Source organism: Bordetella bronchialis (assembly GCF_001676705.1).
Classification (GTDB): Bacteria; Pseudomonadota; Gammaproteobacteria; order Burkholderiales; family Burkholderiaceae_B; genus Bordetella_C; species Bordetella_C bronchialis.
This window is the reverse complement of the sequence record NZ_CP016170.1, coordinates 1241864-1266102: the sequence shown is the minus strand read 5'-3', so window position 1 is coordinate 1266102 and position 24239 is coordinate 1241864. Positions and strand designations below refer to the sequence as shown.

The 24239-nt window shown below is 67.2% G+C and carries 26 protein-coding genes and 1 riboswitch; of the genes, 14 read left to right on the top strand and 12 right to left on the bottom strand.

Annotated features, from left to right (window positions below; translation table 11 throughout):
* Window positions 1-26: 26 nt before the first annotated feature.
* From BAU06_RS05625 to BAU06_RS05600, 6 genes are all read left to right on the top strand, one after another.
* Window positions 27-956, top strand: a complete 930-nt coding sequence (locus tag BAU06_RS05625) for an aldose 1-epimerase (protein WP_066345372.1) — start codon at window positions 27-29, stop codon at window positions 954-956.
* A gap of 16 nt (window positions 957-972) precedes the next feature.
* A complete protein-coding gene (locus BAU06_RS05620) occupies window positions 973-1617 on the top strand; it encodes a DUF2946 family protein (protein WP_066345370.1) in 645 nt (214 codons plus the stop codon).
* 10 nt (window positions 1618-1627) lie between these two features.
* Entirely contained in the window at window positions 1628-2203 is a 576-nt protein-coding gene (locus BAU06_RS05615) for an NUDIX hydrolase (RefSeq protein ID WP_066345368.1), read from the top strand.
* Complete coding sequence (gene aat / locus BAU06_RS05610; protein WP_066345366.1) at window positions 2200-2955, top strand: leucyl/phenylalanyl-tRNA--protein transferase; 756 nt, start codon at window positions 2200-2202, stop codon at window positions 2953-2955. Before BAU06_RS05615 ends, aat begins: the two co-directional genes overlap by 4 nt.
* Window positions 2956-3014: 59 nt before the next feature.
* Entirely contained in the window at window positions 3015-3758 is a 744-nt protein-coding gene (locus BAU06_RS05605) for an arginyltransferase (protein ID WP_066345362.1), read from the top strand.
* Between the two features lie 79 nt (window positions 3759-3837).
* On the top strand, window positions 3838-4887 hold the full coding sequence (locus tag BAU06_RS05600) for a quinone-dependent dihydroorotate dehydrogenase (RefSeq protein ID WP_066345358.1): 1050 nt from the start codon (window positions 3838-3840) through the stop codon (window positions 4885-4887).
* Window positions 4888-5090: 203 nt separating this feature from the next.
* On the opposite strand, the gene phaP is transcribed toward BAU06_RS05600, so the two are convergent.
* Entirely contained in the window at window positions 5091-5675 is a 585-nt protein-coding gene (phaP, locus tag BAU06_RS05595; protein WP_066345355.1) for a TIGR01841 family phasin, read from the bottom strand.
* 431 nt (window positions 5676-6106) lie between these two features.
* Between phaP and BAU06_RS05590 the strand changes: the two genes are divergently transcribed.
* On the top strand, window positions 6107-7084 hold the full coding sequence (locus tag BAU06_RS05590; protein ID WP_066345349.1) for a tripartite tricarboxylate transporter substrate-binding protein: 978 nt from the start codon (window positions 6107-6109) through the stop codon (window positions 7082-7084).
* A gap of 87 nt (window positions 7085-7171) precedes the next feature.
* Here BAU06_RS05590 and BAU06_RS05585 read toward each other — a convergent pair whose 3' ends face one another.
* From BAU06_RS05585 to BAU06_RS05575, 3 genes are all read right to left on the bottom strand, one after another.
* Window positions 7172-8047 (bottom strand): IclR family transcriptional regulator, encoded by an 876-nt coding sequence (locus BAU06_RS05585; RefSeq protein WP_082987991.1) that lies wholly within the window; start codon window positions 8045-8047, stop codon window positions 7172-7174.
* Between the two features lie 172 nt (window positions 8048-8219).
* Window positions 8220-9035 (bottom strand): competence/damage-inducible protein A, encoded by an 816-nt coding sequence (locus BAU06_RS05580; protein WP_066345344.1) that lies wholly within the window; start codon window positions 9033-9035, stop codon window positions 8220-8222.
* Between the two features lie 97 nt (window positions 9036-9132).
* Complete coding sequence (locus BAU06_RS05575; RefSeq protein ID WP_066345342.1) at window positions 9133-9936, bottom strand: EI24 domain-containing protein; 804 nt, start codon at window positions 9934-9936, stop codon at window positions 9133-9135.
* Between the two features lie 59 nt (window positions 9937-9995).
* Between BAU06_RS05575 and BAU06_RS05570 the strand changes: the two genes are divergently transcribed.
* Entirely contained in the window at window positions 9996-10376 is a 381-nt protein-coding gene (locus BAU06_RS05570) for a thioredoxin family protein (RefSeq protein ID WP_066345340.1), read from the top strand.
* A gap of 92 nt (window positions 10377-10468) precedes the next feature.
* Here the strand turns inward: BAU06_RS05570 and BAU06_RS05565 are convergent, their stop codons facing one another.
* The 3 genes from BAU06_RS05565 to BAU06_RS05555 all read right to left on the bottom strand — a co-directional run bounded on the left by BAU06_RS05565 (window position 10469) and on the right by BAU06_RS05555 (window position 13165).
* Window positions 10469-11932, bottom strand: a complete 1464-nt coding sequence (locus BAU06_RS05565) for a DEAD/DEAH box helicase (protein WP_156770159.1) — start codon at window positions 11930-11932, stop codon at window positions 10469-10471.
* A gap of 148 nt (window positions 11933-12080) precedes the next feature.
* On the bottom strand, window positions 12081-12422 hold the full coding sequence (locus BAU06_RS05560) for an AzlD domain-containing protein (protein ID WP_066345334.1): 342 nt from the start codon (window positions 12420-12422) through the stop codon (window positions 12081-12083).
* Window positions 12419-13165, bottom strand: a complete 747-nt coding sequence (locus BAU06_RS05555; RefSeq protein ID WP_066345332.1) for an AzlC family ABC transporter permease — start codon at window positions 13163-13165, stop codon at window positions 12419-12421. Before BAU06_RS05555 ends, BAU06_RS05560 begins: the two co-directional genes overlap by 4 nt.
* A 137-nt stretch (window positions 13166-13302) precedes the next feature.
* Between BAU06_RS05555 and BAU06_RS05550 the strand changes: the two genes are divergently transcribed.
* From BAU06_RS05550 to BAU06_RS05535, 4 genes are all read left to right on the top strand, one after another.
* Complete coding sequence (locus BAU06_RS05550) at window positions 13303-14223, top strand: branched-chain amino acid transaminase (protein WP_066345330.1); 921 nt, start codon at window positions 13303-13305, stop codon at window positions 14221-14223.
* A 102-nt stretch (window positions 14224-14325) separates the two neighbouring features.
* Entirely contained in the window at window positions 14326-14538 is a 213-nt protein-coding gene (locus tag BAU06_RS05545; protein WP_066345329.1) for a zinc-finger domain-containing protein, read from the top strand.
* Window positions 14539-14618: 80 nt separating this feature from the next.
* Window positions 14619-15038 carry a YybH family protein gene (locus BAU06_RS05540; RefSeq protein ID WP_066345328.1) on the top strand — a complete coding sequence of 140 codons (420 nt, stop codon included), beginning with the start codon at window positions 14619-14621 and terminating at the stop codon, window positions 15036-15038.
* A 16-nt stretch (window positions 15039-15054) separates the two neighbouring features.
* Complete coding sequence (locus tag BAU06_RS05535; protein ID WP_066345327.1) at window positions 15055-16152, top strand: YheT family hydrolase; 1098 nt, start codon at window positions 15055-15057, stop codon at window positions 16150-16152.
* Between the two features lie 7 nt (window positions 16153-16159).
* Here BAU06_RS05535 and BAU06_RS05530 read toward each other — a convergent pair whose 3' ends face one another.
* Window positions 16160-17626 (bottom strand): M48 family metalloprotease, encoded by a 1467-nt coding sequence (locus BAU06_RS05530; protein ID WP_066358153.1) that lies wholly within the window; start codon window positions 17624-17626, stop codon window positions 16160-16162.
* 119 nt (window positions 17627-17745) lie between these two features.
* Between BAU06_RS05530 and galU the strand changes: the two genes are divergently transcribed.
* Window positions 17746-18591, top strand: a complete 846-nt coding sequence (gene galU / locus BAU06_RS05525) for a UTP--glucose-1-phosphate uridylyltransferase GalU (protein WP_066345326.1) — start codon at window positions 17746-17748, stop codon at window positions 18589-18591.
* Window positions 18592-18619: 28 nt separating this feature from the next.
* Here the strand turns inward: galU and BAU06_RS05520 are convergent, their stop codons facing one another.
* The 4 genes from BAU06_RS05520 to BAU06_RS05505 form a co-directional block, all read right to left on the bottom strand.
* The gene (locus tag BAU06_RS05520; protein WP_066345324.1) at window positions 18620-19477 is read right to left on the bottom strand and encodes a cytochrome c oxidase assembly protein; all 858 of its coding nucleotides are present in this window, start codon (window positions 19475-19477) and stop codon (window positions 18620-18622) included.
* A 64-nt stretch (window positions 19478-19541) separates the two neighbouring features.
* Window positions 19542-20663, bottom strand: coding sequence for a porin (locus BAU06_RS05515; RefSeq protein WP_066345322.1), 1122 nt, complete (start codon window positions 20661-20663; stop codon window positions 19542-19544).
* Between the two features lie 47 nt (window positions 20664-20710).
* On the bottom strand, window positions 20711-21046 hold the full coding sequence (locus tag BAU06_RS05510) for a hypothetical protein (protein ID WP_066358147.1): 336 nt from the start codon (window positions 21044-21046) through the stop codon (window positions 20711-20713).
* Between the two features lie 520 nt (window positions 21047-21566).
* Window positions 21567-22577 carry a sodium:calcium antiporter gene (locus BAU06_RS05505; protein WP_066358139.1) on the bottom strand — a complete coding sequence of 337 codons (1011 nt, stop codon included), beginning with the start codon at window positions 22575-22577 and terminating at the stop codon, window positions 21567-21569.
* A gap of 61 nt (window positions 22578-22638) precedes the next feature.
* Window positions 22639-22795, bottom strand: a riboswitch (yybP-ykoY riboswitch).
* 90 nt (window positions 22796-22885) lie between these two features.
* Here BAU06_RS05505 and BAU06_RS05500 point away from each other — a divergent pair.
* Window positions 22886-24229 (top strand): aminopeptidase P N-terminal domain-containing protein, encoded by a 1344-nt coding sequence (locus BAU06_RS05500; RefSeq protein ID WP_066345321.1) that lies wholly within the window; start codon window positions 22886-22888, stop codon window positions 24227-24229.
* The last annotated feature ends 10 nt before the right edge of the window (window positions 24230-24239 follow it).

Here is a 24239-nt window from a genome sequence, read left to right as displayed (position 1 = left end):
GGACCATGGCTACCTATAATCGGCGCATGAACGCACCGACCGTACTGCGCCTGGATCATGGCGACGCCTATGTGGAGATCTGCCCCGGGCTGGGTGGCACCATTCTCAACTACAGCTGGCGCGGCCAGCCGATCCTGCGGCCCAGCGACGGCGTGCCCGCGATCGCGCGCCTGGCGGCCTGCTACCCGCTGCTGCCGTTTTCCAACCGCATTGCCGGCGGGCGGCTCGCCTTCGATGGCCGGACCCATGCCATCCCGCGCACGGTCGACTACGCGCCCTTGCCCATGCATGGACTGGCCTGGCAACGCCCCTGGCGCGTCCAGGCTTGCGATACCGGGCGCGCCACGCTCACGCAGGATTACGCGCCGGACGGCGCCACGCCCGCATGGCCCTTTCCTTATGCCGCGACGCAGACGTTCCTGCTGGACGACGCCGGCCTGCACCTGACCCTGTCCCTGCGCAACACCGGCACGGGTCCCCAGCCGGCAGGCCTGGGATGGCATCCGTACTTTCCGCGCACGCCGGCCACCCGCATCTGGGCACGGACCGGCGACATGTGGGTCAACGACGACGCCAACCTGCCCGTGCGCCGCGAGCCGGCGCCCGCGGGACTGGCATCCGGCATGCTGGCCGCGGACACCGGCTACGACAATGTGTTCCGCGATTTCGGCGGCCACGCCGGCGTGGCCTGGCCCGAACGCGACCTGGCGGTGACCCTGCACGCGGACGCGGTTTTCAGCCACGTGGTCATCTTCACGCCCCGCGACAAACCCCATCTGGCCATCGAGCCCGTGTCCCATATGACCGACGCATTCAACCGCCACGCCGCCGCGGGACACCGCGCCACCCCAGGCCTCGATACGGAAACCGGCACCGCCATCCTGGCTCCGGGCCAGAGCCTGGCCGGCGGCATATCGCTGCGGCCCTCGACACTGCGCGACGCCGGCCCGCGCTGATCCGCGAGACCTCGCCATGGATGATTCCGTACTCGCCGCCATCGCCCGCTGGCCCAATGTCCCGGCCGTGGCGGGATGGCTCTCGCTGGACGCCAACGGCCGGTGGCGCCTGCACCCCGCGGGCGACGCGGCGCGCGGCGGACCGGGCGTATCGATCGCCAATCCGTCCATCCTGGCCTTCATGTCGCGCAACTACGATCGCGACGAGCAGGGCCGCTGGTTTTTCCAAAACGGGCCGCAACGCGTGTATGTCCGCCTGGACGCGGCGCCCTATATCCTGCGCACCGGCACGGATGGCACCTGCCTGGAAACGCATACCGGCTTGCGCGTGCGGGACATCGCGGGCTGGTTCCTGGACGAGGCGCACCGGCTCTATGCGCGGACCGACCTGGGCCCCGGCATGATCGCCGGGCGCGACGTGCCGGCGCTGATGGACGCCATGCGCCTGGAGGACGGCGCCGATGCGCTGCAAGCGGCGGCCGAACTGGAAGTGGGCGCCTCGCTACAGGTACGCCATCCGGCCGCCACGGCCGCGGTGCCCTTGCGCCGGCTGCGGCGCGACGAGCTGGAACGCGAACTCGGCTTCGTGGCCAACCCGGCCGTGGACCCGCGGCCGCCCGGCGCCGCGCCCGCCACACCGGCGGACGGACCTAGCCGTTAGAATCGCCATCATGAGCGTACAGCCCCCCCACTACTTTCCCGCCCCGCGCCGCGCCAAATTCTGTAGCCAGTGCGGCACGCCCATCAGCCGGCGCGTACCGGATGGCGACAACCGCGAGCGCGATATCTGCGATCACTGCGGCGCCATCCACTACCAGAACCCGCGGGTCGTCGTGGGCACCGTGCCGGTCTGGGAAAACCGCATCCTGCTCTGCCGCCGCGCCATCGAGCCGCGCTATGACACCTGGACGCTGCCGGCCGGCTTCATGGAATTGGGCGAAACCACCGCGCAGGGCGCGGCGCGCGAAACGCTGGAGGAATCCGGCGCGCGGGTGGAATTGGGCGAACTGTTCACCGTCATCGATGTGCCGCAGGTGGACCAGGTCCACATCTATTACCTGGCCCGCGCCCTGGGTCCCGAGCTGGACCCGGGCCCGGAAAGCCTGGACGCGCGCTACTACGACGAGTCGGAAATCCCCTGGGACGACCTGTCGTTCCGCACGGTCGTCACCACCCTGCGGCACTACCTGGAGGACCGGCGCCGCGGCGTCTACCAGGCCCACCGCTATTCGCTCGAGCATCATTGAAGCTGCCCTGGGTCGACCCCGACACCCCGCTACCGCCGGTCGAATGCGCCATGAGCGAACCCGACGGCCTGCTGGCGGCCGGCGCGGACCTTTCCGTGGAGCGCCTGACCGAAGCGTATTCCCGCGGCATTTTCCCGTGGTACTCGGAAGGCGAGCCCATCCTTTGGTGGTCGCCCAACCCGCGCATGGTGCTGGCCTGCGAAGACTTCATCGTCTCGCATTCCCTGGCCAAACTGCTGCGCCGGCTGGCACGCCAGGAACAGCAGCCCGACGCCCGCGTGCAGGTGCGCGTGGACACCGCCTTCGAACAGGTGCTGCGGGCCTGTGCCGCGCCGCGCGACGGCCTGTCCGGCACGTGGATCACGCACGAGATGCGCCAGGCCTATGCGGCCTGGCACCGCGCCGGCGCCGCCCACAGCGTCGAAACCTGGATCGACGGCCGGCTCTGCGCGGGCCTGTACGGCATCAGCCTGGGCGGCATGTTCTACGGCGAGTCGATGTTCACGCTCGTGACCGACGGCTCCAAGATCGCGCTCGCGCACCTGGTGCGCTTTCTGTCGAATCACGGCGTGCCGTGGATAGACTGCCAGCAACAGACCCGCCACCTGGCCAGCCTGGGCGCCCGTCCCGTGCCGCGCGCGCAGTTCGTGGCGCGGGTCGCCGAACTGGTCGCACGCCCGGCGCCGCCGTGGCGGTGTGGCCGGCTCGACACGCAAGGCCACCTGCTGCCTTTGCCCGAGACGACGGCCTAGCGCCTTAGGCGTTATCATGTCCGGACCGCCACGGGCCTCACACCCGATGGCGGCCGCGCATGAGCCAGCTAAAAGAACTTCCCTTCTCCACCCTGCAGTTCTATGCCACGGCCCCCTATCCTTGCAGCTACCTGCCCGGACGCCAGGCGCGCTCACAGGTCGCCGCGCCCGGACACCTGATCCACGCGGGCACTTATTCGCAGCTGGTCGAACAGGGCTTCCGCCGTAGCGGGCTGTTTACCTACCGCCCCCACTGCGACGGCTGCCAGGCATGCATCCCCGTACGCGTGGACGCGGCGCGCTTCGCGCCCAACCGCAGCCAGCGCCGCGCCTGGAAGCGCCATGGCGATTTGCGCGCCTTCGTGGCGGAGCTCGCCTGGTCGCCCGAACATTACGAGCTCTACACGCGCTACCAGCAAGGCCGGCATCCCGGCGGGGGCATGGACGAGGACAGCCGCACCCAGTACGCCCAATTCCTGCTGACCAGCCGCGTCAACACGCGCCTGGTCGAATTCCGTACGCCGGAGGGCGTACTGGCCATGGTGTCCATCATCGACGTCCTGGACGAGGGCCTGTCCTCGGTCTATACGTTCTACGACCCGGATATCCCCGGCAGCCTGGGCACGTACAGCATCCTGTGGCAGATCGAGCAATGCCGGACCCTGGACCTGCCCTGGCTGTACCTGGGGTACTGGATCGAGACCAGCCGCAAGATGGCGTACAAGGCCAGTTTCCGGCCGGCCCAGCTCCTGATCGAAGGCAGCTGGCGTAGCGAGCCGGCACCCGGCGGGCTGGACGCGTAAGCGAACGAACGCGCCCCGCGACACGCGCCCGGCGGATGGGGCGCCACCCTGGGCGCGGATGGCTCTACAATGCCGCCCCATGTCTATCCTGTTCCAAGCCTATCCCCTCGCGCGCCGTGCCTTGTTCGCCATGGACGCCGAAACCGCCCACGACGTCACGCTGAAAAGCCTGCAGCGGGCCTATGAGTGCGGCGTGACGCGCTCGCTCATGCATGCCGCGCCGCTAGCTCCGATCACGCTGATGGGACTGCGGGTGCCCAACGCCGTCGGGCTGGCCGCGGGATTGGACAAGAACGGCGCGTATATCGACGCGCTGGGCAACCTGGGTTTCGGCTTCGTGGAGGTCGGCACCGTGACGCCGCGTCCCCAGCCCGGCAATCCCAAGCCGCGCCTGTTCCGCCTGCCGCAGGCCAATGCGCTGATCAACCGCCTGGGGTTCAACAATCTGGGCCTGGACGCTTTCATCGCCAACGTGACGCGCAGCCAATGGCGCGCGCGCGGCGGCATACTGGGCCTGAACATCGGCAAGAATGCCGACACGCCCATTGCCCAGGCCGCGGACGATTACCTGAAGGGCCTGCGCGGCGTGTTTCCGCACGCGGACTACGTGACGGTGAACATCTCTTCGCCCAATACGCAGAACCTGCGCTCGCTGCAGGGCGGCGACGAACTGAGCGACCTGCTGGCCCGTCTGCGCGACGCACGCAAGGAGCTGGCCGATACCTACGGCCGCGACGTGCCCCTGGCGGTCAAGATCGCGCCGGACCTGACGCACGAGCAGATCGACGCCATCGCCGACATCCTGCCGCGCTACGGCGTGAATGGGGTGATCGCCTGCAACACCACCCTGTCGCGGGCGGCGGTGGCCGGCATGGCGCACGCCGACGAGGCGGGCGGCTTGTCGGGTCCGCCGGTGCACGAACTCTGCCTGGCGGTGATCGCCCGCCTGAAGCAGCGCCTGGGTTCGACCATGGCCATCATCGGCGTGGGAGGCATCCACAGCGGACGCCAGGCCGCCGAAAAAATGGCGGCCGGTGCCGACGCGGTTCAGCTCTATACCGGACTTATCTACCGTGGGCCGGCCCTGGTCCGCGAATGCGTCGACGCCACCGCGGTACGCGCGGCATAAGGTCGTCGCGCGGGGCGTCGCCTGCCCCGTGATCGGGCGCGCGTACGCGGGCCCGGCGGTGGCCGGCACATAACGGAAAAACTGGACAAAAAAGGGCCGCCCCAAGGGCGGCCCAGGCTCCAGCTCTGCTCAAAACTGGCTTACTTCGATGACGCGCCAGCGAACGCCGCGGTGGCGTCGCGGCGTCTTGCCGGTCCGGGGACTCAGGCAGCGGCGCGACGGCCGCGCGGCGAGGCAGCCTTGTTGGCGGCGTCGGCGGCATCCGACGCAGCCTTGAAGGTCGCGTTGGCGGCGGCATTCAGGTTCGATTCGGCGACTTCGGCGGCCTGCTTGGCGGCCTTGGTCATGGAATCGTACGCGCTGGTGGCGGTCGCCAGCGAGGACTTGATCAGCGCGACGGCGCCTTCGGTGCCGGTGGGCGCATTCTTGGCCAGTTGGTCGATGGCTTCGGACAGCTGGGCCTGGTTGTCGGCGATATGCTCTTCGCCCAGCTTGACCAGCTCGCCCTGCACGCCGGCGACGATGTCATACACGTGCTTGCCATAGGCCAGCGCCTTTTCCGCGCTTGGCTGCACCAGGCTGGTCGAGAACGCCAGGGCTTCCTGCGGGTCCTTGACGTCGGCGGCCTGCTGCGAACGCAGCGCGACTTCGTCGATGGTCGCCTTGATGACCTTCAGGTTCAGGTCGACCAGCTTTTCAAAGCCCGAGAACAGCGCGGACTGGGTAGCGATCAGGGTGTTGATGCCGGCTTTTTGACGGGCGAACACTTGTTGGGGAATAGCGCTCATTGGGAATCTCCTCGAGTGGCCCCTTCGCGGGGGGCGGAATGACTGCGGATGCGGAAGGCGTTGCGACGGGGTCCCATCCTGCTTGGGGATACCCCCGGCTCGCGGCCTACCACCACTCCCGAGCCGTTGTTGCACTGCACAATTCACATTTTAGAGACGTTCAATTCGATGTCAAGTGATTTTGGTGCGCCGCAACAAACCTACACAATTGCGCCGCCCGCAGGCCATCCGGAGCAATATGGCAGCGCAATATGACAGCGCCGGTATCCCTCGCGACGATAGAGAGTCCGTGGAGCGGACGCAACATGGGGAAACAACTAAGGTGACGCGTCCCTGCTTATTGCCTAGACTGGGCGCAGAGTAGGCCCGCAGGGCGCTCAAAACTACGCAGATACCAATTCCATAATGCATCCGCAAATCCAGGAGACAACATGCCTTTCCCTACCCGCCGGCTAGCCGCCGTCCTGGCGGCCGTCACGCTGTCCGCGGCTGGCGCCGCGCATGCCGAATATCCGGACCACGTTGTCAACATGGTGGTCCCGTTCGCCGCCGGGGGGCCGACCGACAACGTCGCGCGTTCGCTGGCCGAAGCCATGCGCCCGGCGCTCGGACAATCCATCATCGTCGAGAACAAGGGCGGCGCCGGCGGCACCATCGGCACGACCTTCGCGGCCCGCGCGCCGGCTGACGGCTACACCGTCCTGCTCATGCACGTCGGCTTCTCCACCGCGCCGTCGCTGTACAAGGATCCCGGCTACGATCCCTTCAAGAGTTTCGAGCCCATCGGCCTGGTGGTCGACGTGCCCATGACCATCCTGGCGCGCGACAACTTCCCGCCCAACAACATCAAGGAACTGGCGGACTACGTCAAGAAGAACGCCGACAAGATCACGCTGGCCAACGCCGGTATCGGCGCCGCCAGCCACCTGTGCAGCGTCATGCTGAACGAAGCCTTCGGCGTGGAGCTGCTGACCGTGCCCTACAAGGGCACCGCGCCTGCCATGAACGACCTGCTGGGCAAGCAGGTGGATATGCTCTGCGACCAGACCACCAATACCACCCAGCAGATCAATGCGAAGAAGGTCAAGGCCTATGCCGTGACCAGCCTGAAGCGCGTCGCCACGCTGCCCGACCTGCCCACCATGGACGAGTCCGGCTACAAGGGCTTCGAAGTCGGCATCTGGCATGGCATGTGGGTCGCCAAGGGCACGCCCAAGCCGGTCGTGGATAAGCTGGTCAAGGCGCTGCAGGCCGGCGTCAAGGATCCCAAGTTCCAGGAACGCATGCAGACCCTGGGCGCGGCGGTGCTGGTGGACGAAGCCAACCCGCAGGCCCTGGACGCCAAGGTCAAGCAGCAAGTGCCGCAGTGGGCCGAGCTGTTCAAGAAAGCGAAGGTCGAAAAACAATAACAGCCAGCGCGCGGCCAGCACCGCGAACCGCGCCAGCAATCCCGGCATGCCGGGATTCATCGGAAGCCCGGCATGCCGGGCTTTTTTTCATGCCGCGGAACGGTCGTCCACGGCCGCGTGACCGTCCACCGCCAGCCGGCCGAAATCCGCCTCGGCGGCGCGCGCGTCATAGCCGAGCGACGCGGAAATCCGCGCGGCGGTCTCCTTCAGGCGCGCGATCCATTCGTCCTGCATGCGTTCGGCGGGCGCCGAAATGGACAGGCCGGCCACGAGTTTCCCGCTGTCGTCATGGATGCCGGCGGCGATGCAGCGTACGCCGACTTCCAGTTCCTCGTTGTCGCGCGCATAGCCATGGCTGCGCACCGTGGAAAGTTCTCGTTCCAGCATATCCAGCCGCGTCAGGCTGTTTTCCGTATGGCCGGCCAGCCCGGTACGCAAGGCGTAGGCGCGCACCTGCCGGGGCTCCGCCGTGGAAAGGAAAAGCTTGCCCGTGGAGGTCAGGTGCAAGGGCGCCCGGCCGCCGATGGCCCGCACCACCTGCATGCCGGAGCGCTCGCTCCATGCGCGGTCGATGTAGACGATTTCATCGCCCTGCTGCACCGACAGATTGATGGTCTGCCCGGTCATCTCGTGCAGATCGTGCATGGGTCCCTTGGCGGCGTCGCGGACATTCAGGCGGCCCTTCACCAGCGAGCCGAGTTCCAGCAGCCGCATGCCCAGTTGGTAGACGCCGTTGTCCACGCGCTCGACATAGCGCCCGACGACCAGGTCGTTGAGGATGCGGTGGGCCGTGGAGGCATGCAGCCCCGTCGTCGCCGCCAGCTCCTTGAGCGTGACGGGATCGGGCTGCGCGGCCAGGGCGTCGAGCAGGCGCATCGCGCGCTCGATGACCTGGATGGCGATGGTCGCGTGACCGTCGCCTTGCGGGTGGGCGCTGCTGGCGTGGGAAGGGAGGCGGGTCATAAGCTCTATGCGCCGGTCCCGCCACGGCCTGTGGGACCACGGCCATGCGGCGGCGCAACAATTCGTTATTTCCCGTATTGTGAAATACGCGGGGCGGTTTGGCAACCGGCGAGTGCCCGGCGGCCATTACGCCGATGGTCTGCTGAAGTGGCTTGTCGAGGTGGCCGGGCGATCAGGCTCGACCGGGCGGGGTCAGGCGCCCGCCCAGGCGCTGGACTTCCGCGCGCAGGAAATCCATCGCTTGCGCGGCGGCCGCGGGCTCTCCCTTCACGCCCAGGTCGATGTGGGGCGAACGGCCGTCCTCGCCGACACTGGGCAGGCTGAACGCCTTGACGCCGGGCCAGCGGGACTGGATTTCGTCCATGACGGGCGCGATGCGGGATTCCGGCAAGCCATAGACCAGGAAAGCATGCTCGGCATGCGCGGTCTGGTGATGAAGATGGGCATACCGGGTATCGAGCGTCCATTCCAGCATAGGCCAGGCCATCACCGGGAAACCCGGCACAAAGGTGTGATCGCGGATGAAGAAGCCCGGGATGCGGTTGTAAGGGTTGGGCACGATCTCGCAACCCTGGGGAAAGCGCCCCATTTCCAGGCGGCGCTGGTTCTCCGGGGTGGACATGTCGGTGCTGCCCTGCCCCTTGGCGGCCATTTCGGCACAACGCAGGGTGATTTCCCGTTCGGCATCCGGATGCAAGGCCAGCGGCAGGTCCAGTGCCGCCGCCGCGGCCTGCCGGGTGTGGTCGTCCGGCGTGGCGCCGATGCCTCCGCAGGAAAAAACGATGTCCCCGCCGGCGAAGCTGCGCCGATAGGCGCGGACCAGCGTGTCGCGGTCGTCCGGCAGGATTTCGGCCCAGGCCAGCCGCAATCCGCGGGCGGACAGCAGCTCGACGATCTTGGAAAAATGCTTGTCCTGCCGGCGGCCGGACAGGATTTCGTCGCCGACGATGATCAGGCCGATGCGCGGGCTCGCGGAGTCGAGGGGCATGGTGGATTCCAGTAAGGCGTGAAAGACGGGCGGACGCTCGATGCGCCGTGGGGCGCATTATCGCGCCGCGTTGGCCGCCGCGCGGGCGGCGCCAGCATCAGCGCGGCGCCATCTCGATGACTTTCTCCTGCCGCAGGCGCTGCAGGGCATCCAGGCCGTAGTGCGCGAACACCAGCGCCGAAAAGACCGGCAGGAAGACCCAGGCCGGCGGCAGCAGGTTGATCAGCGAACAGATCAAGCCCACGCTCCAGAAACCCAGATTGTGCCGGCGCAGCAGGATGCGCCGTTCCTCGGGACTGGCGTGCTCGACGATGGCGTCGATGCGCATCATGCGCGAAAAGGCGAAGGCCCACCAGAACACCGACAACAGCACCGCCATGGGCGGCACCAGCCACAAGGGCAGCGTCAGCAGCCAGCCCAGCGCGAAGACGATACTGACCCACAATGCATTCCAGACGCTGACGGCCGTCCCGTATCGGCCCTGCTTGCCGACGGCCGCGTACTCGCGCTCGCCGACATGGCGCAGCACCAGCGGCATAACGAATACCGCGGCGATGGCCAGGCCCAGGATGCCCGACACCGGCAGCAGGATCGCCGCCGCCACGACCGGCACCAGGTACACCTTGAGCGAGAACAAGCCAACGGCGACCAGCCACTCGTCCACGTTGTTGACCACGCTCCAGTGCGAGGCTTCGTCGCGCAGCCATTCCGTCAACGGGGCCCAGCAAAACCACAGCAGCAGAATGGCGCCGACCAGCGCGATCAGGAACGGCAGCAGCACGGCGAACAGCATGGCGGGATGGCATTGCGATACCGCCGCGCGTTTGAAGGCCTGCCACACGCCGGCCAGGCCGGCGGAAGCCGGGGGCGGAGGCAAGGCGGAATGGGAAGGTGCGGGCATGAGAACGGTCCGGTTGTGCATCGCAGGTATGATAGTTAAATACTTACGCCGCCGCCCATATGCCCGCCCTAGAACCTGGTAACGACTCGGCCGCCTTGCGTGGCCTGCTTCAACGTCCCGGCCTGGACCTGGTCGCCTGCTTCTGCGCGGCCTGGTGCGATACCTGCCGCGAATACCGCCCCAAATTCGAAGCCCTGGCCGCGCAGGCCGACGGCAGCGTGTTCGCCTGGATCGATATCGAGGACCACCCCGAACTGCTCGGCGAAGAAGAAGTGGAAAACTTCCCGACCCTGCTGATCCAGCGGGCCGGCAAGACCGTGTTCTACGGCCCCATGCTGCCGCATATCGGCCACCTGGAACGCCTGCTGGCCTCGCTCGGTCCGGACAGCGCATCCGTGCCTACCCGCCTGCCGGACGTTCGCGCGCTGCTCGCCGGATAGGCCGGCCGATGCCTCGCACAGGCATCGGGAATCCGACTTCGACACGTTCCGCATGCCCCCCGGCCACCCGTGGGGCGGGCCGGCGCCCGCGATCAGGAAGGCTTGCGCGTACCGCCCAGCAGGACGGCCACCTTGCGCTTGGGCGCGCCGGCGCGCTCCGACGGCGCCGGCTCCCCGGGGGCCGATTCCCCGGCGGCCGATTCCGGCGCCGGGTTGCTGGGCACGTAGGGCTTGAGAAAGAAATCGTCCACCGGCGCCTGGCGGTTCGACGAGTCGCCATAGCGGCGTTCGCCGGGCCGGCCGCGCGATTCGCGGCGTTCGCGGCCGCCGCGGACCTCGTCGCCATGGCCGCGGCTGCGCGCGACGAGTTCCGCCGGCACATCCAGCCGGCCGCGCGGCACCGGCCGCTTGATCAGTTTTTCGATGTCCAGCAGCAGGCGTTCCTCGCTGGGCGTGAACAGCGCGATGGCCTCTCCCGAGGCACCCGCGCGGCCCGTGCGGCCGATGCGGTGCACGTAGTCCTCGGCGTTGTAGGGCAGGTCGTAATTGATGACGCAAGGCACGCCCGCCACATCCAGGCCGCGCGCGGCGACGTCGGTGGCGACCAGCACTTCCAGTTCGCCGGCCTTGAAGGCGTCCAGCGCCTTCATGCGGTCGGCCTGGCTTTTATCGCCGTGGATGGATTCCGCCTTGATGCCGTCGCGTTCCAATTGCCGCGCCAGCCGGGCCGTGCCGATCTTGGTGTTCGAAAACACGATCACCTGGTTCAGGTTGCGCGACTTCACCAGATGCACGACGGCAGCGCGCTTGGCCTCGCTGCTCATCTCGTAGGCGATCTGCGTGACCGTGTCCGCCGTGGCGTTGCGCGCGGCGACTTCGATTTCCACCGGGTGGCTCAGGTACGAACGCGCGAGCTTGCGGATCTCGTTGCTGAACGTCGCCGAGAACAACAGGTTCTGGCGCTGGCTGGGCAGCAGCCGGATGATGCGCTCCAGGTCGGGCAGGAAGCCCATGTCCAGCATGCGGTCCGCTTCGTCCAGGACCAGGATGCCGACCTGCCCCAGATTGACGTTCTTTTGCTCCACATGGTCCAGCAAGCGGCCCGGCGTCGCCACGAGCACTTCGCAACCGTTGCGCAGGCTTTCCTTTTGCGGCCCGATATCCACGCCGCCGAACACCACGGCCGACCGCAGCGGCGTGCGCTTGCTGTAGCGCTTGACGCTTTCGGAGACCTGGTCGGCCAGCTCGCGCGTGGGCGTCAGGATCAGGGCGCGCACGGGATGCCGCGCCGGCGACGCGCTGGTGTTCGCCATGGGCATCAGGCGATGCAGGATGGGCAGCGTGAACGCCGCCGTCTTGCCGGTACCCGTTTGCGCCGCGCCCATGACATCTCGGCCCGAGATCACCACGGGGATGGCCTGGGCCTGGATGGGTGTGGGGGTGGTGTAACCCGTTTCGGTGATGGATGCCAGCAGCAACGGATGCAGATCGAAGTCCGAAAACGCGAGGGTCGTCGCATCCGTTGAAGTTGCTGCGGAAGAATTGGTTTCAGTCATGGAATAGGCAGATGCCGGGGACCGCGCGCGATGCAGAAAAGCAAAAGAATCGGGCCCGGATTGCTGTGGATAACTCGATTTTAGCGCAGGTAGGACTCCTCGCCAGTCCGGGCCCGCGATTATTGGGGACACTAGGCCCCCGCAGGCGTCACGGCGCCAGCCAGCGCAAGCCCCACAACACCAGCATGCCGGCGACGATAACCAGCACGGTACTGCGCGTACGCAGGAAGACCAGGATGCCCGCGACGCCGGCCAGCAGCTTCATGTCCAGCATCGGCCCGACACCGGCCTTCCAGGGCAGCAGGTCCGGGACGATGATGGCCGTCAAGGCGGCCGCCGGCGCATAGCGCAACGCGCGGCGCACGTTCTCGGACAGGGGCAGGTAATCGCCCAGCAACTGGTAGCCGGCCCGGGTGACCAGGCTGCACAGCGTCAGCAAGCCGATGGCGGCATAGACATAGGCGTCCTCGGAAGCCAGATCGAGATTCATGCCCGGCCCCGCGCGTAGCGTTCCGCCAGCATGCCGGCCGCCACCCCGGCGAAGACGGCCGCGGCCAGGCCCAGCCGCAAGGGGAAGACCTGGCCGATCCAGCCGGTCAGCGCCGCGGCCGCGATGGCGGCCAGCATGGGCCGGGTCGTGGCCAGCGGCACCACGATGGCCAGCAGGGCCAGCACCGCGGCGAAGTCCAGCGACCAGCCCGCCGGGACCAGGGCGCCCAGGTATATGCCGGCGATGGAGGTCCCTTGCCAGACGAACCACCCGGGAGCGATCACGCCGATGAAGAACCACAGCTGCTCCCGCGTGCCGCGCACGCGCGCGTCGCCGAAGCGCGGGATGAACAGGACGAAGCCCATGTCGGTGGTGAAGTAACCCAGCGCCAGCCGGCGCGGCCATGGCAAGTGGCGGAAAAACGGATGCAGGGCGGCGCCGAAGACGAGAAAGCGCAGGTTGACGATGAAACCCGCGGCGAAGATAAGCCACAGCGGCGCGCCGGAGGCAATGAGCGGCAGGGAGGTAAGCTGCGCCGAGCCGGCATACAGCGTCAGCGACATCAGCAGCGCCATGGATTCGGCCAGGCCCGACTTGACCATGGCCACACCCGTGACCAGTCCCCACGCCGCCGTGGCGATCAGCGTCGGAGCGACGGCGCGCATGCCCTGGCGGGCGGCGTCCCAGCGCGCTTGCCGGATCGCAAGGCTATCCTGATCGGAGACTGCCGGTTCGGACGACAACGATGGACCTGATAGTGGGGATGGAAGCGTCCGGCCGGCCGGACCAAAATGGCGCACGGACAGGCTGGCGCGCACCGCAATGGGGCATATTGTAGCCCGCCGCTTGATACAATACGGCCCACTCAAGGAGAACGAACATGTCGATGGCCGACCGCGACGGATTCATCTGGTATGACGGCAAACTGGTTCCCTGGCGCGATGCCACCACGCACGTCCTGACCCATTCGCTGCACTACGGCCTGTCCGTGTTCGAAGGCCTCCGGGCCTACAAGACGGACAAGGGCACCGCGATCTTCCGCCTCAAGGACCACACCAAGCGGCTGTTCAACTCCGCCCACATCTACCAGATCCCGATTCCCTACGACGCCGAAACGCTGGAAGCCGCGCAATGCGAAGTCGTGCGCGCCAATGGGCTGGAATCCTGCTACCTGCGTCCGCTGGTGTTCTACGGCTCGGAAAAAATGGGCGTCTCTCCCAAGGGCGCCAAGGTCCATGTGGCCATCGCGGCCTGGCCCTGGGGCGCCTACCTGGGCGAAGAAGCCCTGGCCCAGGGCATCCGCGTGAAGGTCTCCTCGTACGCGCGCCAGCACGTCAACGTCACCATGCCGCGCGCCAAGGTGGCCACCACCTACGCCAACTCCATCATCGCCAACTCGGAAGCCCTGCAGGACGGCTATGACGAAGCCCTGCTGCTGGACACCGAAGGCTTCGTCGCGGAAGGCGCAGGCGAAAACATATTCCTGGTCAAGGACGGCGTGCTGGTCGAGCCGGAAATCGCCTCGGCGCTGACCGGGATCACGCGCTCCACCATCCACGCGCTGGCCAGCGACCTCGGCATTCCCCTGCTGACGCGCCGGCTCACGCGCGACGACGTCTATATCGCCGATGAAGCCTTCTTCACCGGCACGGCGGCGGAAGTCACCCCCATCCGGGAAGTGGACAACCGCCGCATCGGCGAAGGCCGCCGCGGCCCGGTCACGGAACGCCTGCAGAAGGCATTCTTCGATCTGGTGCAAGGCCGCAACGCCAAGTACCAGGGCTGGTTGACCAAGATATAAGCCGCCGGCCCACCTGCCCGGACTGCCGATCACCCTACTTACCTGCCTGCCGATTCGTCCGCTATCGTTGCGCTGTATGCACACACTGTTTCAGGAAACACCATGACCGCTGCCGCCACCGCCTCCAAACATGAACTCATCGAGGTCGGCGCCGAAGACCTGCCGGTATATTGCCCCGGCCCCAAGGCGCCGCTATGGAGCATGCATCCCCGCGTCTTCCTGGATGTCGCCCACACCGGCTCCGCCCGCTGTCCGTACTGCGGCGCCGAATACCGCCTGAAGCCCGGCACGGTGATCAGCGGCCACGGACACTGACCGCCTGGCCGCGGCCCGCGCCCATCGCGGGCCTTCGCGGCCTTTCCCGTTCACTTCGCTTTCCGATCGTCCAGCCGCCCATGTTCGCCACGCCGCAAGAAACCGAAGACGCTTTCTACGAAGCCCTGGAACACGCCGACCTGGCTCGCCTGATGCAGGTCTGGGCGGATGACGAAGAGATCGTATGCATCCACCCGGGCGGCCTGCGCATCGTCGGCCAGAAGGCCGTGGAGGAATCCTGGCAGGCCATCCTGGCCGCCGGCCCGCTGCACGTGCGTCCCATGCGGCCGCTGATCATGCAAAGCATGGGCAGCGCGGTGCACATCCTGGTGGAACACGTCGGCGCCGCGGGCGGCGGCAAGGACTACGTCAGCTGCTACGCGACGAATATCTACCATAAGGGGCCGACCGGCTGGCGCATGGTCATGCACCATGCCTCCGCGGCGCCGGCCGAAGCCGGCCTGCTGGACCTGCACGACGTCCCCGACATGCTGCACTAAGGGCGGGTGACAGCTTTTGGCCTCCGCTCGCCTGGACACCACTCCCTGCCCCGTGCCTGCCTGGCTGCCCGACGGGCACAGCCAGACGCTCTACGCCGCCACGCTGGCCCAGTACCACCGCATCGCCTTCGTGCGCGAACGCGTGGACACGCCCGATGGCGACTTCATCGACATCGACTGGACCGGGCCCGGGCTGTTTCCGCACAAATCCGCCGACGGCCTGCCGCCCGAACCGCCGCCGGTGGTCACGGCGAAGACGGCGGCCGCGCGCTGGATCACCGAGGCCGATTGGGCGTCCCTGCCGCAGTCGCCCGGGACGCCGGCACTGGTGCTTTTCCACGGCCTGGAAGGCGGCAGCCTGAGCCGCTATGCGCAGGCCATCGCGCACCATTTCCGCGCCCGCGGATGGATCGTCGCCGTCGCGCATTTCCGCGGCTGCTCCGGTACGCCCAACCGCCTGGCGCGGGCCTATTACTCCGGCGACTCCGACGAAGTAGGCTTCATGCTGGCCAGCGCGCGCGCCCGCGTGCCGCATGCGCGCTGGCATGCCGTCGGCGTATCGCTGGGCGGCAACGCCCTGCTGAAGTACCTGGGCGAACAGCAGCAGGCCGTGGACTGGCTGGCCGCCGCCGCCGGCATTTCCGTGCCGGTGGACCTGGTGGCGGGTGGCAACAGCCTGTGCCGCGGCTTCATCAACCGCCATATCTATAGCCCGTATTTCCTGCGCACCATGAAGCACAAGGTCCTGGAAAAGGCCCGCCGCTTCCCCGGTGCCATCGACGTGATGCGCATCGCGCACGCGCGCAACCTGCGCGATTTCGATGACGCCTATACCGCGCCCATGCACGGATTCCGCAACGCCCTGGACTACTGGACGCGCGCGTCCAGCAAGCCTTGGCTGGCTTCTATCCAATTACCCACGCTGGTGCTGAACGCGCGCAACGATCCTTTCCTGCCTGAGCCCGCGCTGCCCGGCCCGGCCGATTGCTCGCCCCACGTGCTGCTGCACCAGCCCGCCAACGGCGGCCACGCAGGTTTTCCCACCGGCCCCTTCCCCGCCCACCTGGGCTGGCTGCCCCAGCGCCTGGGGCGGTTCTTCGAAACGGGCAACTGAAGGCCGGTCAGCTCTTGAAGCGCTGCAGCAGCTGGCGCTGTTCGTCCAGCTTGTCCCTGACTTCCTTGATCTGCACGTCGATCTGCGACGAGACATAAAAATCGCGCGACATCTCCCGTGCCTGGCGCAGTTGCGCCTCGGCCGCCGGCAAGGCGCCTATCGCCGTGTAGTACGTGGCCATGTCGCGGCGCGCCTGCACGCGGTCGCCGGTTCGTTCTTCGCTTTGCGCGAGCAATTGGTAGAACTGGGGTTCGTCCTGGCCCCATTGCTTGACGCGCTCGCGCAGGAAGGCCTGGGCCTGCGCGTCCCGCCCGGCCTGCTGCAATGCCTGTACGTAGGCGATGGCGATCGCATAGCGGCCCGGCCAGGCTTTCCAGGCCGCCTCCGCCAGCGACAAGGCGCGGGCGTGATCCTTCTGCGCGTTGGCCAGGTCGACCGCCAGCTTGTCGAGCTCGGGCGACGACTGCCCGTTGGCCATCGCGAGCTTCAGATTGCTTTCCGCCGCGGCAAGGTCTTCGCGCCGCATCGCGCTCAGCGCCAGGCCATAGTAGGCGGCGGACTGCTGCACCCCGGTCAGCGTGCGGGCCTCGTCCTGGAACAGTTGGGTGGCGGTACGCAAACCGGTCGTATCCTGCCCCTGGATGACGCGCAGCTTGGCGCGCACGTACCAGTAATCGATGCTGTCCACGTGATGCCCCTTGGGCAGATTGCGCACGCGATTCTCGATATCGGACATGCGGTCGATGGAAAGGGGGTGGGTGGACGCCCAGGCGCCGCCGCCCATGCCTTCGTTCAGCCTCGAGGCATTCATCAGGCGCTCGAACATATGCGACATCCCGCTGGGGTTGTAGCCCGCGCTGGTCAGCATCTGGAAGCCGGCGCGATCCGCTTCGCGTTCCGCGTCGCGCGAAAATCCCAATTGCCGGTCGATGGCCGCGGCCTGCCCGAAGGCCGCGACGCCGGCGGCCAGGTTGCCTCCACCGCCCGCCAGCGCCGCCAGCAAAGCGCCGGCGACCGAGGCCAGCATGATGGCGCCGGTCTGGTTGCTCTGCGTCATGCCGCGCGCGATGTGCCGCTGCACCACATGGCCGATTTCGTGGGCGAGCACCGCGGCCAATTCCGATTCGCTCTTGGTCGCGACCACCAGGCCGCTGTTCACGCCGATATAGCCGCCGGGCATGGCGAAGGCGTTGATCTCGGGATCGCGCACGCCGAACAGATCGACCGTCGGTACGGTGCCCGGCGAAAACGAGGCCAGCTTGCGGCCCATGGCGGTCAGGTACTGGTTGATTTCCGGATCGCTGATATAGGTAGGATCGCGGCGGCCTTCGGCCATGATGACATCGCCCAGCTGTCGTTCCGCGTAAGGCGATAACTGATCCGCGGAAGCTGCGCCCATGGAAGGTAGCCCGATCGGTTGAGCCCATGTGGCCGATGGCGCGGCGGCGCTTAATGAAGCACAAAGCAACAGCATGAGCGGCTTGCTTACGCCGAACGATAGGCGCGAGGTGCGGTGTTTCATGCGAGTATCATACCCAGGCGAAAAATTTCCCTTCCCAAGCAATACCGATATTCCATCATACCGAGGTTCCAATGCGACCCATAAGAAAAGCTGTATTTCCCGTTGCGGGCATGGGCACCCGCTTTCTGCCGGCCACCAAGGCCATGCCCAAGGAAATGCTGCCCGTGGTGGACAAGCCGCTGATCCAGTACGCGGTGGAAGAAGCGGTGGCCGCCGGCATCACGGATCTCGTATTTGTCACCGGCCGCAACAAGCGGGCGATCGAGGACCATTTCGATTCCGCGCCGGAACTGGAATCCGACCTGGAAAAGAAGGGCAAGACAGAGCTGCTGAACATGGTGCGCGGGATTCTGCCGCCGGGCGTCAATTGCATCTACATCCGGCAATCGGCCCCACTGGGCCTGGGGCACGCGGTATTGACGGCGGAGCCTGCGGTCGGCAATGAACCCTTTGTCGTCGTGCTGGCCGATGACCTTATCGATGCCGACACGCCTGTGCTCAAGCAGCTGGTCCATACCGCCATCAAGTACGACGGCAGCGTGCTGGGCGTGCAGGACGTGCCGCGCGCCGAAACCAAGAAGTACGGCATCGTCGCCGCCCGCAAGGTCGACGATCGCACCGAACGCGTCACGCACATCGTCGAAAAACCCGAGCCGGACGACGCCCCGTCGACGCTGGCCGTGGTGGGCCGCTATGTGCTGGAACCCGAGATCTTCGAACACCTGCGCGCGACCAAGATGGGCGCGGGCAACGAAATCCAGCTGACCGACGGCATCGCGTCGCTCATGCGCGAACGCGCCGTCTTCGCCCATCGCTACGAAGGCACGCGCTACGACTGCGGCAACAAGCACGGCATGTTCCAGGCCACCGTGGCCCTGGGACGCAAGTACCACGGCCTGGAGCCGGACAAGGAATAAGTCGTGGCCGGGGCCGGCCACGCCGGCCCTAGCGCACCGCCGGCGGCGCGCTGATGCCGACACGCCCGCGCCGCTTGCGCGCGGGCAGGCGCCCCTTCCCGGAAAGACGCATCAAGGTACCCAAGGCCACCAGCAGGCCGACCAATTCCACCAGCGCCGCGGGAATCCACATCGTCAGACCGCCTATGCTCTGGTCCATCAGGGCCGGCATGGGGATCGCCCGGCCGCACAATTCGAACAAGGGATACAGGTCGCGCTGGGTCAAAGCGATATACGCCCCCGCCACCATTTGCGGCGCCATCGTCAGGATCGGCGATATCACACGTCCGCCCGGAGACATGGCGGCCGGCGGACTGGGGCGGCGGTCCAGGATCAGGTTCCAGTACAGGAAGCCCGTGATGACCACCGACCAGTTCATCAGCCTGTACAAGCGCCAGTCCAGCATGGAATAGAACTGCACCGTCGGCAGCAGCCATACCACGACCAGGAACACGAACAGGAAGGGGATCAGGATCTTGTGCGTGAGCACGGCCTGCGCGAAGCGGCCGGAGCCCGTGGCAAGGAAGCGGTGCAGCCATCGGCGCACGGCAAGCGGCAAGCCGGCGCGCATGGCGGAGCCGGGATAAGCCGCCATGACGACCAGCGGCCCGAGGTGATGCAATACCAGATGCTGGATGCGGTGGATGAAGAACATCCGTTCCGCGTAATAGTCCAGGCGGGTGTGCAGGGAAAGGTACAGCAGCACCATGCCGGCCCAGAACAGCGCCTTGCGCGCGCCCGAGACGCGATGCACGCGGCCGCCGCGCACGAACAGCCATCCACCGGCGACGAACAAGGCCACCAGCGTGGGCGAGAATTCCCAGGGAATAAGCCAGTCGAGCAGCAAGGACGCGATCCCGAAACGCGCGCCGCCGGGATGACGGCACGCGGACCGTCCATTGTAGTCGCCGCTAGAACTGGTGCGTGATCCCTACCGCCACGCGGGTGGTGTGGGAGTTGTCGGGATCGAATTGATTGTCCAGCGTGTAGTTGCGCGCATAGCCGACGAAGGAATACAGGCTGGTGCGCCGCGACAGCGGGTAGATGTAGCCCAGGGTAGCCACCTGTGCCGTGCGCGCCCGGCTGCCGTCCTCCCACGACCAGGATGGCTTGGCGGGGGACCACTGCGCGACCAGGCTGCCGGGCCCCACGGGCACCGTCGCTCCCAGATACCAGGCGTCCACCCGCCCGCCGTGGACGAAGGGCGCGGGGCCCAGGTCCAGGCCCAGGCCGTCCGGATCGGCACCATCCAGGCCGACGAAGCCATCCTGCTGGCGCGTCCAGGCGACGGCGATTTTCACGACGTCGAAATCGTAGGAGATGCCCAGCTGCAGCGCGCGCGGACGCGCCCCGCCGACGTCCGTCGCGCCCAGCCGCATCTGGTCCCAGGTGGCGACGGCAAGCAGGGGGCCTTCCTCGTAGCGCAGGCCCAGGCTGTACGCGCGATTATTGTCGGCGGTACGAAATCCCGAGGCGCTGCCATCGTCCGCATTGAAGGAGTAGCCGACGCCGAACTGCAGCCCCCCGAAGGACGGCGAAAAATAGTTGACCGTGTTATCGAACTGGAAGGTGTCCGAGGCCTTGAACGTGGCGCCCAGGCCCATGTCCTTCCAGCCCGCCTGTTCCAGGTCGCCGGCGAACTGGTTGGCGATGGTGGGCTGCCGCCCCAACCGCACTTCGCCCAGCGAGGCGTGTCCCAGCCCCACCCAGGCGTTGTAGTTGAACAGGCGACCGGAGTCGTCTTCCACCAGGCCGTCCGCGGCATTGAAGCCGGTTTCCAATTGGAAGCTGGCATGCCAGCCGCCGTCCAGCTCTTCCCTGCCGCGCATGCCCCAAAGCGAGTCGGTCTGCCCGCCGCTGATCATGCTGTTGCGCGTGCCCTGGCCGGACGTATGTTGCGTGGCCAGGCCCAGGTCTATCAGCCCATACAGGGTGACACGGGTGCCCGGGGCATCGTCGTCATCCGCCGAAGCGGCGGCCGGGTAAAAGAACGCCGCGCTGAGCAGCGCGGCGGAAAAGAAAGTTCGCTTCATGTGCACGCAGTCCTTCGGTCCATCCCCGGCACCGCGCGCCGTCTCGTTCAGGACAGGGCGTGGCGGAGGTCACCGAAGTGTACGTGCTTGATGCTTGGATGCGCCTGTAATTGGCGCGCTTGCGACATAAGTATCGTTCTCATTTCAGCCGGGCATTTAACGGTGATGCAGGCCGAAGCGAGCTGCCGATCGCGGCCCTGCTCCACTTGCATTTGCGAGACAGTGAGCCCCGCGGCCTTGAAGTCGGACACGATGTGTTTGCGCACCGCGCCCAATGCATCGCGCGGACAGACCACGGTCAATCGCGAACTGGCATCGCGGCGATCGGGCATGGCGGCACGGCCGACACCCGCGCGGCGGAGGAACAAATCGAAAACACGCATAGTGGCCTCCTTCAAAAGCGAGTACCGCGTGGATACGCGTCGCCCGGCCATCGATGCCTGCGCGCGGGACACCCGCGCAAGGCCATCGGCGGCAAGCAAGCGGACGATTCGAACGACTATGCTGCGCGCAAAGGCGACCCGTGCTCGCGCTGCCGGCAGCGTGGCGCAAGACTCGCGAAGAGCCCTGGACCGGCCTGGGCATACGACGAAACGCGTAACGGGAGATACGGAAGGTCAGCGCCATGCGCGTTTCCGGAATGGCCCGGCCTGTATGGACAGGCCGGAGGATCATCCTGGAACCCGCCCAAGAGGCGGACGGGACGCTGGAACTTGCTGGACAACCGCACCCTGCGGAACAGGGTGCGGCAGAGTTGAATCTGCGTGAACCCTGTCAGGCAGCGACGCCGACACTAGGTCGACTACTACTGTCGCCGGAATCTGTATTCACGTAGCAACTCCTGGGGGATTCGAAGCCGTTATTGTAATCGGGTTTACCCGGGGGCTCAATCCCGCCCGGCCCTCACACGTAGAAATGCCAGCCGATGTACCCGGCGAACAACGCATACAGGGCCCCCACGGCGGACAGCGTGCCCAGGCTCATGGTCTGCTGGCGGAAGCGCAGCCACAGCACGCCGATGGAAAGCATGGTGAACAGGCCGGCGGCGATCAGCGTGCCATCCAGGAGCCAGGGCGTCAGGAATATGCCCATGGCGCTGGGGATGGTGGCCTGGATCATCATCGCGCCGGAGATATTCGCCAGGGCCAGCCTTTCCTTGCCCTGCCTGACCCAGATGATGGCGTTCATGATTTCGGGCAGCTCGGTGGCGACCGGCGCCAGCAGCAGGGCCGCCACATGCGGCGTGGCGCCCATGAGCTGGCCCAGGACTTCGATCTGCAGCACGAACACGCGCGAGGCGATGGCGATCACCACCAGCGCGGCCACGGTCTGCAGACAGGCCCACGCCATGGAGGGCTCCGCGTCGCGCGGCCGGAACTTCAGCGGCTCAAGGATGTCGGCTTCGGAACAGGTTTCCTCCGCCGACAGTTCACGTTTTACGTACAGCGCATATGCCGCCAGGAAGAGGATGCCCAGCCAGGGTTTCCAGGCGAATGCCAGCAGGCCCAGGCCGACCTTGAACGCGAAGATGGCCATGAACCAGCCCTGGTCGCGCGCCAGCCGCTGCTGGTCGGCCCGGATACAGGAATCGTCCGCGGCGCCGGCGCGCCGCTTCTGCAGCCGCAGCAGCGCCAGGCCCACCACCGCGTACGCCAGCGTCGACAGCACCAGCGGGCCGCCCATGGCGGCGCCGACACCGATGTCCTTCTGATCCGGCGTGGTGCCGAACACCACGGCCATGAAGGTGACGGCGCTTTCGGGCAAGGCGGTGCCGAAGGCGGCCAGCACCGTGCCCACCGCCGTCGCGCCCAATTCCAGCCGGTGCCCGACCCATTCGACCCCATTGACGAAATATTCGCAGGCGAAATAGATCACCGCCGCAGAGGCGATGAACAGCGCGATAGTGGAAATCATGATGACGCAGCCGGACGAGCGGATACCGATGGCGCGACGACACGGCTCGCCCGGCTGGGTTAGCGCGTCGTGGCCAAAGGTCTCGCCTGGCGGATTCGCCCGGCGCGCGGCAAGCGCGGCCGTGGCGAAGGCCGTTTGCGCCATGGGGTCCGCGGACCGCCAAGTGTGTTGACGCAAACTCCTTGGGGCAAGGATGGCTACTCCCCAATGACAACGGTGCGGATTGTAGCAGCAGGTCAAGGATGCTGTACGCTCCCGCGGGCCCGGCTGCGGGTAAAGTAGCCCATCCACCACAGTCCGGATCCGCCATGAGCCTGCCACCCGACGACTTCGCCCCCCACGCCGCCCGCCGCCGGCGCCTGCAGGACACCATGCGCGCCGCCGGCGGCGGCATTGCGCTGCTGCCCGCGGCCCGGCCGGCCGTGCGCAACCGCGACGCGGAATACCCCTACCGCCAGGACAGCGACTTTCTCTACCTGACCGGCTTCCCGGAGCCCGAGGCCTGGCTGGTGCTGACCGCCGGCGACACGGACCGCGCGGTGCTGTTCTGCCGCGACAAGGATGAGGAACGCGAACTGTGGGAAGGCCGCAGCTTCGGCCCGGACGCCGCCGCCGCGCGCTTCGGTTTCGACGAAGCCTACCCCGTATCGCGGCTGGACGAGCTGCTGCCCGGCATGCTGCTGGGCCAGCGCACGCTGTTCGCTTCCCTGCTGCGCGACAGCCGCATCGACGAATGCGTGCGCCGCGCCATCGAGGCCGCGCGGCGCCACGCGCGCACGGGCCAGCAGCCCCCAAGCCGGCAGCAGGATCCCCTGCCTCTCATCGCGGAGATGCGCCTGGTGAAGGATCCGACGGAAATCGCCACCATGCGGCGCGCCGCGCGGATTTCGGCGGGCGCCCATGCGCGCGCCATGCGGCACGCGCGTCCCGGCATGCGCGAGTACGAGATCGAAGCCGAACTGCTGTACGAGTTCCGCCGGCATGGCGCCCAATCGGTGGCCTACAACACCATCGTGGCCACCGGACCGAACGCCTGCATCCTGCACTATCCGGCCGCCGACGCGGTGCTGGAGGACGGCCATCTGGTGCTGGTCGACGCCGGCTGCGAAGTGGACGGCTACGCCGCCGACATCACGCGCACCTTTCCGGCCAACGGCCGCTACAGCGGCCCCCAGCGGCTCCTGTACGACCTGACGGTGGCGGCGCAGGAAGCGGCCAGCGCGGCGACCCGGCCGGGCCTGACCTGGAACGACGGCCACGAGGCGGCGCTGCGCGTCCTGGCGCAAGGCATGATCGATGCCGGCCTGCTGCGGGGTTCGCTGGACGGCGTGCTGGAATCCAAGGCCTACAACCGTTTCTATATGCACCGCACCGGCCACTGGCTGGGCCTGGACGTGCATGACGTGGGGGACTACCGCATGGCGGACGCGCCGGCGGGCGCGGAGCGTCCCTGGCGCGTGCTGGAAAAAGGCATGCTGCTGACCATAGAGCCGGGCATCTACGTGAGGCCGGCGGACGATGTGCCGGAAGCATTCTGGAATATCGGCATCCGCACCGAGGACGACGCGCTGGTCACCGACGAAGGCTGCGAGCTGATCACGCGCGGCGTACCGGTCGACGCGCGCGAGATCGAAGCGCTCATGCGGGAATAGGCCCGCCGGC